General features: G+C 63.8%; 15 protein-coding genes. 11 read left to right on the top strand and 4 right to left on the bottom strand.

Features of this window, described 5'->3' with window-relative positions; all coding sequences use genetic code 11:
- Window positions 1-51: 51 nt before the first annotated feature.
- The 5 genes from I2H31_RS15015 to I2H31_RS14995 all read left to right on the top strand — a co-directional run bounded on the left by I2H31_RS15015 (window position 52) and on the right by I2H31_RS14995 (window position 3,177).
- Window positions 52-177: a hypothetical protein gene (locus I2H31_RS15015; protein ID WP_230687817.1), complete on the top strand. Its 126-nt coding sequence runs from the start codon at window positions 52-54 to the stop codon at window positions 175-177.
- A 275-nt stretch (window positions 178-452) separates the two neighbouring features.
- Entirely contained in the window at window positions 453-680 is a 228-nt protein-coding gene (locus I2H31_RS15010) for a hypothetical protein (RefSeq protein ID WP_196293855.1), read from the top strand.
- A complete protein-coding gene (locus tag I2H31_RS15005; RefSeq protein WP_196293854.1) occupies window positions 662-1,063 on the top strand; it encodes a type II toxin-antitoxin system VapC family toxin in 402 nt (133 codons plus the stop codon). The genes I2H31_RS15010 and I2H31_RS15005 overlap by 19 nt, the downstream gene beginning before the upstream one ends.
- Window positions 1,064-1,084: 21 nt before the next feature.
- Complete coding sequence (locus I2H31_RS15000) at window positions 1,085-1,702, top strand: hypothetical protein (protein ID WP_196293853.1); 618 nt, start codon at window positions 1,085-1,087, stop codon at window positions 1,700-1,702.
- A 113-nt stretch (window positions 1,703-1,815) separates the two neighbouring features.
- The gene (locus I2H31_RS14995; protein ID WP_196293852.1) at window positions 1,816-3,177 is read left to right on the top strand and encodes a hypothetical protein; all 1,362 of its coding nucleotides are present in this window, start codon (window positions 1,816-1,818) and stop codon (window positions 3,175-3,177) included.
- Between the two features lie 74 nt (window positions 3,178-3,251).
- Here I2H31_RS14995 and I2H31_RS14990 read toward each other — a convergent pair whose 3' ends face one another.
- Complete coding sequence (locus I2H31_RS14990) at window positions 3,252-3,992, bottom strand: hypothetical protein (protein WP_196293851.1); 741 nt, start codon at window positions 3,990-3,992, stop codon at window positions 3,252-3,254.
- A 492-nt stretch (window positions 3,993-4,484) separates the two neighbouring features.
- Window positions 4,485-4,622, bottom strand: coding sequence for a hypothetical protein (locus tag I2H31_RS14985; RefSeq protein ID WP_196293850.1), 138 nt, complete (start codon window positions 4,620-4,622; stop codon window positions 4,485-4,487).
- Window positions 4,623-4,860: 238 nt separating this feature from the next.
- Here I2H31_RS14985 and I2H31_RS14980 point away from each other — a divergent pair, with 238 nt between their 5' ends.
- Entirely contained in the window at window positions 4,861-5,667 is an 807-nt protein-coding gene (locus I2H31_RS14980) for a serine aminopeptidase domain-containing protein (protein WP_196293849.1), read from the top strand.
- Window positions 5,668-5,756: 89 nt separating this feature from the next.
- Window positions 5,757-6,380 carry a GrpB family protein gene (locus tag I2H31_RS14975; RefSeq protein ID WP_196293848.1) on the top strand — a complete coding sequence of 208 codons (624 nt, stop codon included), beginning with the start codon at window positions 5,757-5,759 and terminating at the stop codon, window positions 6,378-6,380.
- Here the strand turns inward: I2H31_RS14975 and I2H31_RS14970 are convergent.
- Window positions 6,370-7,473: a mechanosensitive ion channel family protein gene (locus tag I2H31_RS14970; protein ID WP_196293847.1), complete on the bottom strand. Its 1,104-nt coding sequence runs from the start codon at window positions 7,471-7,473 to the stop codon at window positions 6,370-6,372. The two genes, I2H31_RS14975 and I2H31_RS14970, sit on opposite strands and share 11 nt — an antisense overlap.
- A 238-nt stretch (window positions 7,474-7,711) precedes the next feature.
- Here I2H31_RS14970 and I2H31_RS14965 point away from each other — a divergent pair, with 238 nt between their 5' ends.
- Window positions 7,712-8,479 carry a hypothetical protein gene (locus I2H31_RS14965; protein ID WP_196293846.1) on the top strand — a complete coding sequence of 256 codons (768 nt, stop codon included), beginning with the start codon at window positions 7,712-7,714 and terminating at the stop codon, window positions 8,477-8,479.
- A 173-nt stretch (window positions 8,480-8,652) separates the two neighbouring features.
- Entirely contained in the window at window positions 8,653-9,486 is an 834-nt protein-coding gene (locus I2H31_RS14960) for a phosphatase PAP2 family protein (protein WP_196293845.1), read from the top strand.
- A 23-nt stretch (window positions 9,487-9,509) separates the two neighbouring features.
- On the opposite strand, the gene I2H31_RS14955 is transcribed toward I2H31_RS14960, so the two are convergent.
- The gene (locus tag I2H31_RS14955) at window positions 9,510-9,866 is read right to left on the bottom strand and encodes a hypothetical protein (RefSeq protein WP_196293844.1); all 357 of its coding nucleotides are present in this window, start codon (window positions 9,864-9,866) and stop codon (window positions 9,510-9,512) included.
- Window positions 9,867-10,008: 142 nt separating this feature from the next.
- On the opposite strand from I2H31_RS14955, the gene I2H31_RS14950 reads away from it, so the two are divergent.
- Window positions 10,009-12,906: an endo-beta-N-acetylglucosaminidase gene (locus I2H31_RS14950; RefSeq protein WP_196293843.1), complete on the top strand. Its 2,898-nt coding sequence runs from the start codon at window positions 10,009-10,011 to the stop codon at window positions 12,904-12,906.
- A gap of 133 nt (window positions 12,907-13,039) precedes the next feature.
- A complete protein-coding gene (locus tag I2H31_RS14945; protein WP_196293842.1) occupies window positions 13,040-14,074 on the top strand; it encodes a LamG-like jellyroll fold domain-containing protein in 1,035 nt (344 codons plus the stop codon).
- Window positions 14,075-14,161 lie beyond the last annotated feature (87 nt).

Genomic DNA, 14,161 nt, shown 5'->3' with positions numbered 1-14,161 from the left:
GAACCGACTAAGCACCAGTGCGATTTAAAGCAACGGGCAAAAGTCAACATATTGGACGCCAACATTTCGCTCACCACCGACCCCGGCATGGGCATCTTCCGCCACGCCGACGCCGGCTACGAGCTGGCCCAGGACGTGGCCCGCGAGCGCGGCGCCAAGATTCCGGGGATGAAGTAGCGGGGGAGGGGAGGAAAGCCCGCGCGTCATGCCGAGCGGAGCGAAGCATCTCTACCGCGCCGTCTGTCATCCTGAGCGTAGCGAAGGACCTTACCAAGTCAGAACATGCCGTTCGAACGTGATAAGATGCTTCGCTTTGCTCAGCCTGACAGACGGCGCGGTAAAGATGCTTCGCTCCGCTCGGCATGACGTTCCTTTTTCCCACTTTGCGCAATGCTTCCGCCGCTGCGGTTGTTGCCTGCGTATCTTTAGAATCTTCCTAACTACTTCCAGTCATGGCTCCTGTCCTCATCGAACCCCTCAGCGAAAAAGCTTACGAACTGCTCCAGCAGTTGGAAGCCCTGAATATTTTGCGGGTTGTGAAATCGGCTGATGCGGTGACGTCCACGCCAGTGCACAAGCCTTCAATTGCTGGCCTTGTTGGTTCGTTGTCGGACGAAACCGCCCAGCGGATGCGAACGGAAACCACTCAGATGCGCAACGAATGGGAGCGGGAGTTCTAATCGATACCAACGTTGTCATTGACTTTCAAAATGGCAGCCTGCCAGTGCCCAGCGCCCAATGGCTGATACAGCAGGTGGATAGCGGACACGGCTACCTATCGGTTATCAACCGCATTGAGCTACTGGTGCGGCCCGGTAATGCCGCGGAAGAGGCTGCCTTGCGGCAGTTCATTGCCAGTTGCGTCGAATTGCCGCTGAGCGAAAATGTCATCCAGCAAACCATCCGACTGCGCCAGCAGCACCGCGTGAAGCTGCCCGATGCCATCATTGCCGCCACGGCCCTTGCCCACGGCCTCCCGCTCCTGACGCGCAACACCAGCGACTTTCAGGCGCTTGCCGGCCTGGCGGTCCTCAACCTGCACGAAGCCGTGCCGTCGCCCTGATTGCCCCGCGCCTACCTGCCTATGAAACAACTGTCCTCGCTGCCCTCCTTCCTGCTGCTCTGCCTGGCCGCCTGCCAAAGCAACCCCAGCACCCCCGCCGCCACCGCTGCCACGCCCCCGGCGGCCGCCAAACCCACGCCACCCCGACCAGCCCCCGCCACCCCCGAGCACATCGAGGCGAGCATGGTCACAGTCAGCGGCCTGCCCGACGAGGAAGTGACCACCCAGCAGCTCATCCGCCAGCTGGGCCGCCCCGACCGCATCGCCAAAGGCGCCGTGGAGTGCGGCAGCCGGCTTTCCAGCCCCATCGACCGCCCCGATGGCGACCTCTGGTACTATGGCAAAACGGTGTATGAAGTGAGTGGCACCCAGGCCATCTTGAGCAGCTTTGACGTCACGTCGGGCAAGTTCCGGGGCAAGATTGGGAAGCTCGTGCTCGATAAAAACACCACGCTAGAAGACGTGCGCCGCTTCTTCCCGGCAGCCGCCAAGGAGGCCGACGAACCCGCCGGCCACGGCCGCCCGGGCGAAGTCATGAGCCTGCCGTTCTACGACAAGGGCGTGCCGATGGACGGCGCCCTGGAGCTGCAATTCCAGCACGGCCACCTGCAAGCGGTGGAGTTTTTCAGCCCCTGCTAGCCCCGCGCCCCCGCCCCCTAGCTGCTTCTTGAGAAACTTTGGTAGCTTAGTGCCGCAGCCTACTTCCGTTTTTCTATTTAATAACGCGGTTTTTTTAAATTAGATTAAACATTATGACTCGTGCCGAGGAGCTGTTAGCTGAATTATGTGAACGTTCCTTTTTGTCCCTATGGAGTTATCCAAGTCCATATAAAGACCAAGGGCGTAAATCATTATTAGCAGACGGTAAGGAATTATGTGACCTTCTAGTGATTTTTGATAATCATGTTGTTATATTCTCTAGTAAAGAATGTGCATATAAGTCGAATGACAATGCTATTCTTAATTGGACCAGATGGTATCGCAGTGCAGTTGCGGATAGTGTAAAGCAATTATACGGTGCTGAGCATTGGCTAAGAACACAGCCACATAAAGTGTATTTAGATAAAACGTGCCAGCATCGCTTACCTGTACCATTACCTACTGATGTTGACATGCGCGTTCATCGCATTGCGGTAGCACATGGCGCTTCACAAGCCTGTTATGACGCTCATGGTGGAACAGGTGCTTTGTTAATTGATTCACGAATTATTGGTAGCGCTCACTCTTCATCGGAAGCCGTGCCATTCGCAATTGGTCAAATCAACCCAGAAAAAGGCTTTGTCCATGTGTTAGATGATACCACATTATTTACAGTCTTACAAAGCTTAGATACAATCAGTGATTTTATAAATTATTTACATAAAAAAGAAGAGCTATTTCAGAGGCCCAATTTTGCTGTATTGGCATCGGGTGAAGATGATTTGCTTGCTTATTATTTGAGGAATATTGATAAGCAGATAGACCAACATTATTTCCCTGTAAAAGAGGGGAGCAAGGGACTGGGGCTTCGTAAAGGCTTTTGGGATGATTTTATTAATAGTCCACAGTTTCAGCGAAAGCGTGAAGCAGATAGAGTTAGCTACTCTTGGGATAAGCTTATTGAACATGTGTGGGAGAGAACCCGAAAAAAGCGAATGAAAATTCCACAGGAACAATGGCAAGAAGAAAGCATTCTTAGACTGCTTGCCAAGGAATCGAGGATAAACCGGAGGTTCCTGTCAAAAGCATTCATCGAGGTGATAAAGCGCTCAATGTATGAGCAGAGGTCAGTGCGAGTAATAGAGCCTATCCGTGACGATAGGAAAGCGTATGTCTTTATGCTACTAAGAGAACAAGACGACCTATCAGAGTCCTATTATAAAATAAGGCAGGAGATGTTACAGGCATACTGTCTAGTTGTGAAATATTTGTTTTATAATCAAGTGGATTACATTGTAGGAATCGCTGCTGAAGGAGGTGGTTATGATGTTATTACCACGTATGATTTTGTTGTTCGGTTTGGAGGAAGTTGGGAGGAAGGGGAAAAAGAGCAAGCTGAATACTTTCATCAAAATGGTTTCTTACAGGAAATGAGACGTACACATTGGGAAGAAAAGGAGTATCCTTCAGAATGATTTGATAGCATCAATTTACAAAAAAACGGCCCCGCTGCAACCGCAGCGGGGCCGTCCCTTTTCCATCCCAAACGCTACGCCTTCGCCGCCTCCCCGCCGCTGTGCTCCTGGCGCATGCGCTTGAGCAGCGTCGCCACGGTGTAGGTTTTGGCTTTTTTCGGATTGGTTTCCTTGTACATCAGCGCGCCCGTGCCCAGCACGTCCGCGATGTATTCCCAGAGGGCGTTGCCGGCCCGGATGTTCTCGTCGGTGAGTTCGACGGTGGCGTTTTGGTCGGTGTTCTGGGCGGTGTTGAGGGTGCTGAGCTTCTGCTGCGCGTCGGCGAAGGCCTTGGTGTCGGCCGCCGTGTGGCCCTGGGCCGCCAGGGCCTGCTGGTTGGCGGGCGCGGCCAGCAGCTTGAGCAGGTTGCTCAGGGCCCCGTCGAGGCCTTCCATGTCCTTGGTCGAGATTTCGCTGCGCACCTTGCCCAGCCCAAACGCCTCGACGCCCGCCGTGAGGCCGCCCTTTTTCGCGGCCCGGTTCAGCCGGATGTTCAGCCAGTTCAGCGGGTCGCGCAGGCTTTTGGCCACCTGGCCCATCGTTTTGGTCACTTCCTTGGAAGAGGCCCGCCGCGCGCCCGCCGGCACCAGCTTATCGAACGCCACCCGCCGGGCCTGCCAGTCGGTGAGGTAGTCCGCCGCCGCGTAGTCGGGCGAGGCCTTGCCGAAGTCGGCGCGGTCGGTGTTGAACATGGCCTGCACCATGTCGTCGAGGGGCCCGAGTTCGTCGAGCCGGGTCCGGAATTGCCGGGCCGGGTTGGGGGTAGTAGTTGCCATAATTCCACTGAGTGTTAGCGTCCGGGCCACCGTAGCCCGGCCGCGCCAAATGTAGCGAAAGCGCGGCAGTAAGCAAGCCCGCCGCCCCCGCCCGCCACCGAGGCCTTGCAAATCCCTGCAGAGGCGCTGCCAAACCGTTCGCAGGCCTTGCAAACCCGTACTTTGCCCTTGCAAAAACCCTCATAGACCCTGCAACACCGCGCATAGGCCTTGCAAAACCCCGCACATACCCTGCAAAACCGTGCGTAGGCCTTGCGAAACCGCCCATAGGCCTTGCAAACCCGTTCATAGGCCCTGTTTCGGCCCAAACACCCTGCGCAGGCCACATATAGGCTGCGCGGACGAAAAGAGTCTGCACCGGCAACGCGCCGCCCGTCGTAGCGCGGACTTTGTAGTCCGCGCTACAACCCGTAGTCCCTCCCAAACAAAGCGGCCCGCCGCGAGCGGCAAAGCAGGCCGAAACCCGTGACGACCCCGCCGCCCACGCCGCCGCTACTTCAGCGGCCCCTCCGTGATGGTTTGCACCAGGCCGTTGAGGTGCACTTCCAGGTTGTCGTAGCCGGTGCCCAAGTCGTGCTTGTTGCCGTTGGCGGCGTATTTCTCCCACCGCGCCCCGCTTTTCTGGCGCATGAGCGGGCGGTCACCGGGCGGCCCCTTTTCCTTTCGCAAATCATCCCGCCTGGACAGTGGCCGCGCGGGGCCCGTGGGACGCGGCCGTATATTGCCATGTTTTCAGGCGCAGGCCCTATTTACCACTGGCAGCGGGCGTAGCGGCGGTTGCGCGCGGGCCTGGCCCGGCCCCCCAACTGGTTTGCTTGCCGGCAGCCCACGGCTTGGCCACCCACCAACCCCTTCCGATGCCCGTTTCATGCCCCCGCCTTTTCGCCGCTTGCTGACCCGACCCGCCTGGGCCCTCCTGGCCCTGCTGGCCAGCGCCTGTTCCAGCAGCCACCCGCCCGCCTGGCAGGCTGCCGCCCCACCGCTCGCGGCGCCCGTCACCGCCGACAGCCTCCTCACCACCCGCCTCGAACTGTACGACGATGCCCGCCAGCGTGCCGTGCCGGTGGTGGTGTACCAGCCCGCTACCAGCAACCCCAACGCCCCGCGCAAAGTCGCCATCCTCAGCCACGGCTACGGCGGCAGCTGCACGGGCTATTCCTTCCTGGCCCGCTGCCTGGTGGCCCACGGCTACCTCGTGGCCAGCGTGCAGCACGAGCTGCCCACCGACGCCCCCATGCCCACCACGGGCGTGGTCAGCGTCGTGCGCCGGCCCAGCTGGGAGCGGGGCGTGCAAAACATTGAGTTTGCCCGGCAGCAGCTGCGGCAGCGCTACCCCCACCTCGATTTCAACCACCTGCTGCTGGCCGGCCACTCCAACGGCGGCGACGTGTCGGTGCTCTACGCCGCCCACTACCCGGACCGGGTGGAACGCGTGATTTCGCTCGACAACCGCCGGGTGCCGCTGCCGCGGGCCCGCCGCCCCCGCGTGCTCACGCTGCGCTCCAGCGACCAGGTGGCCGACCCCGGCGTGCTGCCCACCCCGGCCGAGCAGCGCCGGTTCGGCACCGTCATCGTGCCGCTGGCCCACACCATCCACAACGACATGTGGGACGGCGCCACCGAGGCCCAGAAACAGGAAATGAACGAAGCCGTAACGCAGTTTCTGGAGCACTAACCCCGGGCCGGCCGCCGCAGACCAGGCGTTTGGCTTCAGGCATGTGATATATTGGTTTCAATATATAAATTTGCGTAAAAAAAGTATCAATGTTTGCTTCTTCGGAGGATTCCAATAAACCCAGGCCGGTGGTGCTGGTGCCGCACCAGGCGAAGTGGGCCGGAGAATTTGCCGAAATAGCCCGCCGCATTCGGGCGGCGGCCGGCCCGGCCATCCTGCGCATCGACCACATCGGCTCCACCGCCGTCCCCGGCCTGAGCGCCCAAGACGTCATCGACCTGCAAGTGACCGTGGCCAGCCTCGACGACGTGGCCGAGCTCACGCACCCGCTGTGGCAGGCCGGCTTCCGGCAGGGCGCCTTCGAGTACGACCTCTACCCCGGCCTGCCGGCCCAGTCGGTGGAACTGCGCAAGCTCTACCTGCGCGAGCCCCTGGGCGGGCGCCGCACCCACATCCACGTGCGGGAAGCCGGCCGGTTCAACGCCCGCTTTGCCCTGCTGTGCCGCGACTACCTGCGCGCCCACCCGGTGGCCCGCGACGCCTACGAAATGGCCAAACGCCGCGCCAGCGAGGTATTTCCCGACAACATCGACGGCTACCTCCACCTGAAAGAACCGGTTTTTCACCTCCTCTACCAGGCCGCCGACCTGTGGGCCACCGCCACCCAGTGGCAGCCCGGGCCCGAAACCGCCCTGGGCGCCCCTAGCCGCTAACCGAAGCCGCCCCGAGCGCCGGGGCTCCGGCCGCGCTGCCCTCTACCACGGCGCGGGTGCGGGGCAGGCTGCCGGGGTATTCGCGCTGCAAAAAGGCCACCAGCTGCTCGCGCACGGCGCAGCGCAGCTCCCACACCGCGCTGGCGTTGGCGGCGCTCACCAGGCAGCGCAGCTCCAGGGTGCGCTCCTTGGCGTCGGTGACGTGCAGAGTGCACACCCGCGCGTCCCAATGCGGGTTGCCTTCCACGATGCGGCGCAGCTCGGCGCGCACGGCCTCCACGGGCACCGTGTAGTCGGTTTGCAGGTGCACCGTGCCCAGGATTTGGGAGCTGTTGCGGGTCCAGTTCTGGAAGGGCTTTTCGATGAAGTAGTTGAGCGGCAGCACCAGCCGGCGCTCGTCCCAGATGCTGAGCACGACGTAGGTGAAGGTGATTTCCTCCACGCGGCCCCACTCGCCCTCCACCACCAGCACGTCATCAATGCGAATAGGCTGGGTGAAGGCAATCTGGAAGCCTGCCAGCAGGTTGCCGATGGAGCGCTGGGCCGCAAAGCCGACGATGACGCTGGCAATGCCGGCCGAGGTGAGCAGGCCCGTGCCCAGCCGTCGCACCGTCTCAAAGCTCATCAGCACCAAACCCACGCCCACAAACACGATGAGCGAAGCCACCAGCTTCTTGATGAACTGTAGCTGCGTGAACAGCTTGCGCACGCGCAGGTTGTCGGGGCTGCTGAGCTGGTAGCGATGCTGCACCAGGTCCTGCAGCACGTCCAGCGTTTTGATGAGGCCCCAGGTGAAGGCGAGGATGAGCGCCATTTCCACCCCGCGGCGCAGCACTTCAAAAGGCTTCGGTGGCAGCTGCACCAGCGGCAGCAGGAAGGAAATGGCCAGCAGCGGCAGAAACCACGCGCTGGCCCTGCGCAGGTGCCGCACCACCGACCGGGCCCAGCCGGCGGCGTCGCGCCGGGCCACGGCCCGCACCACCCCAAACACCAGAAAATTCGCCACCAGCCCAATGAGGAACCCGCTCAGCACCACGCCCAGCGAAGCGAAAACGTCGGGGAATTGCGCCAGGTACTGCTTGAGTTCTTTCATGATGGCAACAGGGCAGGGGAGCCGCCGGACGAAGCGGGCGGCCCCCGGTGTACCCGCCGCCGCGCCGAAAGGTTGGCCCGGCGGGGCGGCCAGGCCGGTTCACGGCGGGCGTTGCGAGCGGCTGGACGGGCGGCGTGGAGCAGTCTTGCGCGTAGCGCGCCATGTGCTACAATAATATACCGGCATAGCAGCGTTGTGCGGCCAGCCGGGCACTGAAGCCCTGGGCGCCTCCTTCGGTATGAAAATAAGTGTTCTGGCCGTGCTGCTGCTGGCCGGCTTGCGGGGCTGCTTTGCCCAAAACGCCGCCTCTGACTCGGCTGCCGCCCCGGCGGCCCGGCCGGCGGAGCTGGCCGGCTACTCGGCGCCGGCCTACCGGGCCACGCTGCGGCGGCTGGCCGCGCGGCGGCAGCAGCTGGCCGGGCAGTACCGGCAGGCGGCCACCCCGGCGGCCCGCGCCCGCCGCCTGGAGCAGGCCCGCCGCCTGTTCCTCGCCACCCTCGATAGCACCGTGTTTCCGGCCTGGGAGGGCACGCCGTGGGCGTTTTACGGCACCAGCTGGGAGCCGCGGCACGGCAGCATCGCCTGCGGCTACTTCGTCACCACCTCGCTGCACGACGCCGGCCTGCACCTGCAACGCACTTTGCTGGCCAAGCAGGCCTCGGAAGTCATCATCAAAAACCTGACGTCGGAAGCGCACATCACGCGCTACTGGGGCGTGGAGCCCGCCGATTTTGTGCGGCAGGTGCAGGCGCTGGGGCCGGGCCTCTACGTGTTGGGGCTCGACTTTCACGTGGCCTTCCTGCGGGTGAGCGAGGGCGGGGCCGTGCAAATGGTGCATTCGTCGTACGTGGGCCCCGGCACGGTGGTGCGCGAAGCCGCCGCCACCAGCGACGCCCTGCCCTCGAAGTACCGCGTGGTGGGCAAAGTGTCGGAGGACGATGCCTTCATCCGGCGCTGGCTGCTGGGGCAGGCGCTGGCCGTGCACGGCGCCACCGTGAAAGAGTAGGGGTGGGGCGGCCCGGGGATTTCCGCAGTCGTGCCGCAGGCTGTTTTGCTCGCCGAGTCAGCCTGAATCGGCAAGCAAACAAGCGCCCTTTCGCGCGGCCAAAACTCCTGCAAATGGCCCGGGCTAACCCCGGAGGCGCGATTTTCGTTGAGGTTCATTTTAGTCTTTTCCTGATGAAGCTCATCCGTACCATTGCTCTTTCGGGCGCGTTGCTCGCCCCGGTCACCGCGGCCCTGGCCCAGGACCAGCCGGCGCCTTCGCCGTACCGCACCAACTTATATGTCGACGGGGGCATCACGGCCGGCCTGGCGGCCGTGAGCGTCACGGGCCTGTACCTGGTGCAGCAAAAGCACGGCCTCAGCGACGTGGAGCTGGCGGCGCTGCGCAAGGAAGACGTGCCCAAAATCGACCGGTTTTCGGCCGGCTACTACAGCGAAAGCGCCCAAACGGCCAGCGACTTCCTCTGCTACGGTTCCATGCTGGTGGCGCCGGGCCTGCTGGTGTTCAACCCCGCCGCCAAGGCCCGCTACGGCCAGGTGGCCGCCCTCTACCTCGAAACCGTGCTGGCCACCGACGCCACCTTCACCATGACCGTGGGCAACACGTACCGCTACCGCCCCTACCTCTACGGCACCGAAGGCGGCAGCGGGCGCAGCGGCAAAATTGCCACCAACTCGTTTTTTGCCGGCCACACGGCCCACAGCGCCACCGCCACCTTCTTCGCGGCCAAGGTTTTCCACGATTTCAACCCCGGCTCCCGGGCCGAGCCCTACGTGTGGGCCGCCGCCGCGGTGGTGCCCGCCGCCGTGGCCTACTACCGCATCCAGGCCGGCAAGCACTTCCTCACCGACAACCTGGTGGGCTACACGGTGGGCGCCACCATGGGCATCGTGGTGCCCCAACTGCACAAAACCAGCCGCCGCACCGGCCTGTCGGTGCTGCCCGTGCAGGGCCTGAACGTGAACGGCTACGCCTACAGCGGCTTGATGCTTAATAAAAAGCTGTAGCCGGGAAAAGAATCCGAAATCAGCTATTTCACCGGGGCCGAATTCACGGTACCGCTGGCTTTGTCGACCTCGAAGCGGGCGGCGTTGGGCATGCGGCGGGCCCAGTCGCGGCGCGGCACCAGCACCTGCCAGGTAACGCCGTTGTCGTTCACGCGGGCCGAGTCCGGCACGTATAGTTCGGCGTTGCGCTGGGTTTTGATATAGGCGGCTACGAGGGCGCGGGCGTCGGCCTCGGTTTTGCCCGGAGCGGTGGGCTGAGCGGCTTCGGGTTGGGCGGTGGCGGCGGGGGCCTGGGCGGGCTGGTCGGCGGGCGGGGTTTGCTGGCAGCTGGCCAGCGCCGCGGCGGCGCCGAGGAGCACGGCGGTGAGGGTACGGTTCATGGGGCAAAGCTAGGGCGCAACGGCAAGGAACGCATTATAGCCGATTGGCTTTGCGCGCGGGGGGTGCGGGTTGTACCTTGACCAAAATTTACCACCCGGTAGCCATTCAGTTCCCTCTTCACCCCCTTCAAGCCCGTTGCCCATGACCCAGTTTTACCCGCGTTTCTGCCTGTTGCTGCTCGCCTTGCTGGGCGGCGCGCGGGCGGCCCAGGCCCAGATTGAGCCCGCCGCCCAGTACACCACCCTCACCCCGGCCCAGCTCATGGCCTGGACGCCCACCGGCCCCACGGCCGTGCCGGCCAACATCAGCACCGTGCCGCTGGCCACCCGCCAAAACTCCCTGGCCCCGCAGCTCAACCCCGCCCAGAGCTTCAGCGCCAAGGTGAACTGGTGCCCCGACGGCATGAACAACTTCTCGGGCTACCTCAACGAGCAGCCCCAGTTCAACCTCTACAACTTCACCCACTGGCAGTATGTGGACGTGCTGACGTGGTTTGCCAGCCCCGTGGGCATTCCGTGCCGGCCCTGGGTGGAAACGGCCCACCGCAACGGCGTCAAAATCATCGGCACGGTGTTCACCGACCGGGCCGGCTTCGTGGCCCTCTGCCAGAAGGACGCCGCCGGCAACTACCTCGGCGCCCAGAAGCTGGTGGACGTGGCCAACTACTACGGCTTCGACGGCTGGTTTTTCAACGAGGAAGCGGCCCTTTCCCCGGCCGAAGCCACGGAGCTGATAAACCTGCTCAAGCAACTGCAAACCATCCGGCCGGCCGGCATGGAAATTCACTGGTACGACTCGATGCTGCCCAACGGGTCGGTGTCGTACCAAAACACGCTGAACGCGGCCAACGCCCCGCTGCTGCAAAGCGGCGCCACCCGCGTGAGCGACGCCATGTTCACCAACTATTTCTGGACCGGCGCGGCCACCTTCAACTCGGTGGTGAGCACGGCGGCCAGCCTGGGCCGCAGCCCGTTCGACATTTACACCGGGGCCGACATCTGGCCCGGCCGCAACCCGCAGCGGCTGTTCACGAACACGAGCTGGCTGAGCGACTACTACACCGGCGGCAGCCCCGCCCAGCCCCGCACCTCGCTGGCCGTGTTTGCCCCCAACATGACTTACAACGGCGGCCAGAACAACTTCAACACCAACCCCGCCGACTACGCCAACTTCTACCGCACCGAGCAGCGCCTCTTTTCCGGCGACGACCTGGACGTGACCACCGCCGACGCCACCGGCTGGCAGGGCTTTGGCAACTACCTGCCCGTGCGCAGCGTCATCAACACGCTGCCCTTCGACACGTATTTCTCGGTGGGGCAGGGGCAGGTGTTCGCCAACAACGGCGTGCAGGTGCGCAAAAGCTGGACCGACATGGCCAAGCAAAGCCTGATGCCCTCCTGGCAGTGGGCCAAAACCGGCACCGCGCCCATCACCGTGGGCTTCGACTTTGACCGCGCCTACTACGGCGGCACGTCCGTCAAGCTGGCCGGCAACCTCAACGGCACCACCAGCGCCAGCGTGAAGCTTTACCAGACCAAGCTGGCCATCACGGCCCCCACCCAGCTCGACATTACCTATAAGTCGGCCACGGCCGGGCCCACGGGCACCAAGCTGGCCCTGTATTTCAGCGACAACCTGGCCGCGCCCGCCCTGCTCGACCTGCCCGCCGTGACGGACACGCTGTGGCACACCACCACGTTACCGCTGGCCACCTATGCCAACCGCGAGCTGGCCATCATCGGCGTGCAAATGGGCAGCACCACCGTGCGCAACTACCGCGTCAACCTGGGCCGCCTGAGCCTCTACAACGGCGCGCTGGTGACCACCCGGCCCACGGCCAACTTTACGGCCGACGCCACCACCGTCACCACCAACCAGCCCATCACCTTCGCCAATTCCTCCACCAACGCCGCCAGCTACGTGTGGACTTTTGTGGGCGGCACCCCGGCCACCAGCACCGACGTGCACCCCGTGGTGAGCTTCGCCGCGCCGGGCACCTACGCCGTGAAGCTGCGCGCCCAGAACGCCGTGGGGCGCGACTCGCTCACCCGCACCAGTTACATCCGGGTGGTGTCGCCGCCGCCCGCGGGCAGCAACACGGCCCTGCTCTTCGACGGCGTGGGCAAGTACGTCGACGCCGGCGTCATCGCCCTCAACCCCCGCGATTTCAGCCTGGAATGCTGGGTGAAGGCGAATTCGTTTAAGGTGGGCTCGCCGTTCATTTCCAGCGTCATCGGCATGGAAGACGGCGGCTCGAACACGGCCCAAATCCGCCTCGGCGACGCCAACATCACCGGCGACCGGCCCCAGTTCGTGATGAACACCGGCTCGCTGTCGCGCAAAGTGACCTCGCCCACCGCCCTCACGGCCGGCACCTGGTACCACCTGGCTGCCACCTACGACGGCGCCGCCATGAAGCTCTACATCAACGGCGGGCTGAGCGCCTCGCTCACCGCCAACACCACGCCTTCGGTGACGGGCGCCTTCTCCTTCGGCCGCAACTACGCCAACTCCCGCTGCCTCGACGGCTCCATCGACGAGGTGCGGGTGTGGGACCGCGCCCTGAGCGCCGCCGAAATCGCGGCCAATTCCTGCACCGTGCCCACCACCGCCTCCGGCCTGCAAGCCTACTGGCGCCTGAACGAAGCCACCGGCCTCGTGGCCAACGACCTCACCGGCCACGGCCACACCGGCACCCTCATCGGCATGAACGCCGCCGACTGGTCGGCCGACGTGCCGACGGCCTGCGCCAACATCACGGCCACGCTGCCAGGTCGGGCCGCGGCCGAGCTGCAGGTGCTGGTGTATGGCAACCCCGTGCCCGGCGGCCGGGCCGAAGTGGAAATCCGCGGCCTGCGCAACCAGCCCCTCACCCTGCAGGTGAGCAACGCGCTGGGCGCCGTGGTGTGGCAGCAAACCGTGCCGAGTGCCGGCGCCGCCCTGCGCACCAGCGTGCCGCTGCCCGGCGCTTCGGGCTTCTACGTGCTGCGGGCCAGCACGCCGGCCGGCAGCACCACCGTGAAGCTGCTGAAGCAATAACTCTCTGGTTTCAAAAAAGCCGCTGTTTTTAAGTAGGCAGCGGCTTTTTTGAAGCCGGGTTATGCGCGTCCGCCTCGCTGGCTAAGCTTTGTGTCAATTCCTCAACCTTTTTACCCCTAACCTCCAACCCATTATGAAAAAACCGTACTCTTTCCCTCGTTTTGCGCGGCGGTCGGCGCTGGGCCTGCTGCTGGCCCTGGGCGGCACCCTCGGCGCGCACGCCCAAACCAACAGCTCCCTGCTGTTCAACGGCACCACGAAATACGTGCAGGCCAACACCGTGACGCTGAACACCAGCGCCCTCAGCATGGAAGGATGGGTGAAGGTAACGGCGTTTAAAACCGCCTTCCCGTATATCACCAGCGTCATGGGCATCGAGGACGGCAACGCCGCGGCCATGTTGCGCTTCGGCGACGCCACCGTGCCGGCCAACAAAATGCAGTTTGTGCTCACCGTGGGCACCACGCAATACAAAGTGACCTCGCTGGCCACCTTCAGCACCAACACCTGGTACCACGTGGCCGGCACCTTCGACGGCACGGCCATGAAGCTCTACGTCAACGGCGCGCTCGACAACACCACCAGCGTGACGGGCACGGCCGCCGCCACCGGCGCGTTTTCGCTGGGCCGCAACTACGAGGCCCTGCGCACCCTGAACGGCTCGCTCGACGAGCTGCGCGTGTGGACCCGGGCCCTGACCGTGGCCGAAATCGTGGCCAACGCCTGCTCCGTGAGCCCCACCGCCACGGGCCTGGAAGCCTACTGGCGCCTGAACGAAGGCACCGGCCTCACCACGCAGGACCTGACGGGCCACGGCCACACCGGCACCCTCACCGGCATGACGGCCACCGACTGGTCGACCAACGTGCCCACTCAGTGCTTCATCCCCACCGCCACGGTGCCCGGCGTGGCGCTGGCCCCCGGCCTGCAGGTGCAGGTGCTCGGCAACCCTGTGCTGGGCGGCCAGGCCGAAGTTGAAATCAGCGGCGCCCAGGGCCAGCCCGTGACGCTGAGCCTGTGCAACCTGCTGGGCGCCGTGATGTGGCAGCAGCGCGTGCCGGCCACCGGCGGCCGGGCCAGCGTGCCCGTGCCCAGCGCGGCGGGCCTCTACGTGCTACGGGCCAGCACGTCCGCCCGCACGGCTACGACCAAGCTGGTGAAGCCCTAGGCTGTTGCCACCGGCTTAGGCTGCGTTAAAAGCGGAGGGGTAGCAGGCAAAACCGATTCATCACGGTTTTGCCTGCTACCCCTCCGC

It is taken from the genome of Hymenobacter ruricola (genome assembly GCF_015694525.1).
In the GTDB taxonomy this organism is placed as follows: domain Bacteria; phylum Bacteroidota; class Bacteroidia; order Cytophagales; family Hymenobacteraceae; genus Hymenobacter; species Hymenobacter ruricola.
The sequence above is the reverse complement of the archived record's forward strand: the minus strand, read 5'-3'. Positions and strand labels throughout refer to the sequence as shown.

What these genes read in the sequence shown, in the direction of transcription:
- I2H31_RS15010 (WP_196293855.1), top strand. Translation starts at nt 453, where the DNA reads ATGGCTCCTGTCCTCATCGAACCCCTCAGCGAAAAAGCTTACGAACTG.
- I2H31_RS15005 (WP_196293854.1), top strand. Translation starts at nt 662, where the DNA reads ATGGGAGCGGGAGTTCTAATCGATACCAACGTTGTCATTGACTTTCAA.
- I2H31_RS15000 (WP_196293853.1), top strand. Translation starts at nt 1,085, where the DNA reads ATGAAACAACTGTCCTCGCTGCCCTCCTTCCTGCTGCTCTGCCTGGCC.
- I2H31_RS14995 (WP_196293852.1), top strand. Translation starts at nt 1,816, where the DNA reads ATGACTCGTGCCGAGGAGCTGTTAGCTGAATTATGTGAACGTTCCTTT.
- I2H31_RS14990 (WP_196293851.1), bottom strand. Translation starts at nt 3,992, where the DNA reads ATGGCAACTACTACCCCCAACCCGGCCCGGCAATTCCGGACCCGGCTC.
- I2H31_RS14985 (WP_196293850.1), bottom strand. Translation starts at nt 4,622, where the DNA reads ATGCGCCAGAAAAGCGGGGCGCGGTGGGAGAAATACGCCGCCAACGGC.
- I2H31_RS14980 (WP_196293849.1), top strand. Translation starts at nt 4,861, where the DNA reads ATGCCCCCGCCTTTTCGCCGCTTGCTGACCCGACCCGCCTGGGCCCTC.
- I2H31_RS14975 (WP_196293848.1), top strand. Translation starts at nt 5,757, where the DNA reads ATGTTTGCTTCTTCGGAGGATTCCAATAAACCCAGGCCGGTGGTGCTG.
- I2H31_RS14970 (WP_196293847.1), bottom strand. Translation starts at nt 7,473, where the DNA reads ATGAAAGAACTCAAGCAGTACCTGGCGCAATTCCCCGACGTTTTCGCT.
- I2H31_RS14965 (WP_196293846.1), top strand. Translation starts at nt 7,712, where the DNA reads ATGAAAATAAGTGTTCTGGCCGTGCTGCTGCTGGCCGGCTTGCGGGGC.
- I2H31_RS14960 (WP_196293845.1), top strand. Translation starts at nt 8,653, where the DNA reads ATGAAGCTCATCCGTACCATTGCTCTTTCGGGCGCGTTGCTCGCCCCG.
- I2H31_RS14955 (WP_196293844.1), bottom strand. Translation starts at nt 9,866, where the DNA reads ATGAACCGTACCCTCACCGCCGTGCTCCTCGGCGCCGCCGCGGCGCTG.
- I2H31_RS14950 (WP_196293843.1), top strand. Translation starts at nt 10,009, where the DNA reads ATGACCCAGTTTTACCCGCGTTTCTGCCTGTTGCTGCTCGCCTTGCTG.
- I2H31_RS14945 (WP_196293842.1), top strand. Translation starts at nt 13,040, where the DNA reads ATGAAAAAACCGTACTCTTTCCCTCGTTTTGCGCGGCGGTCGGCGCTG.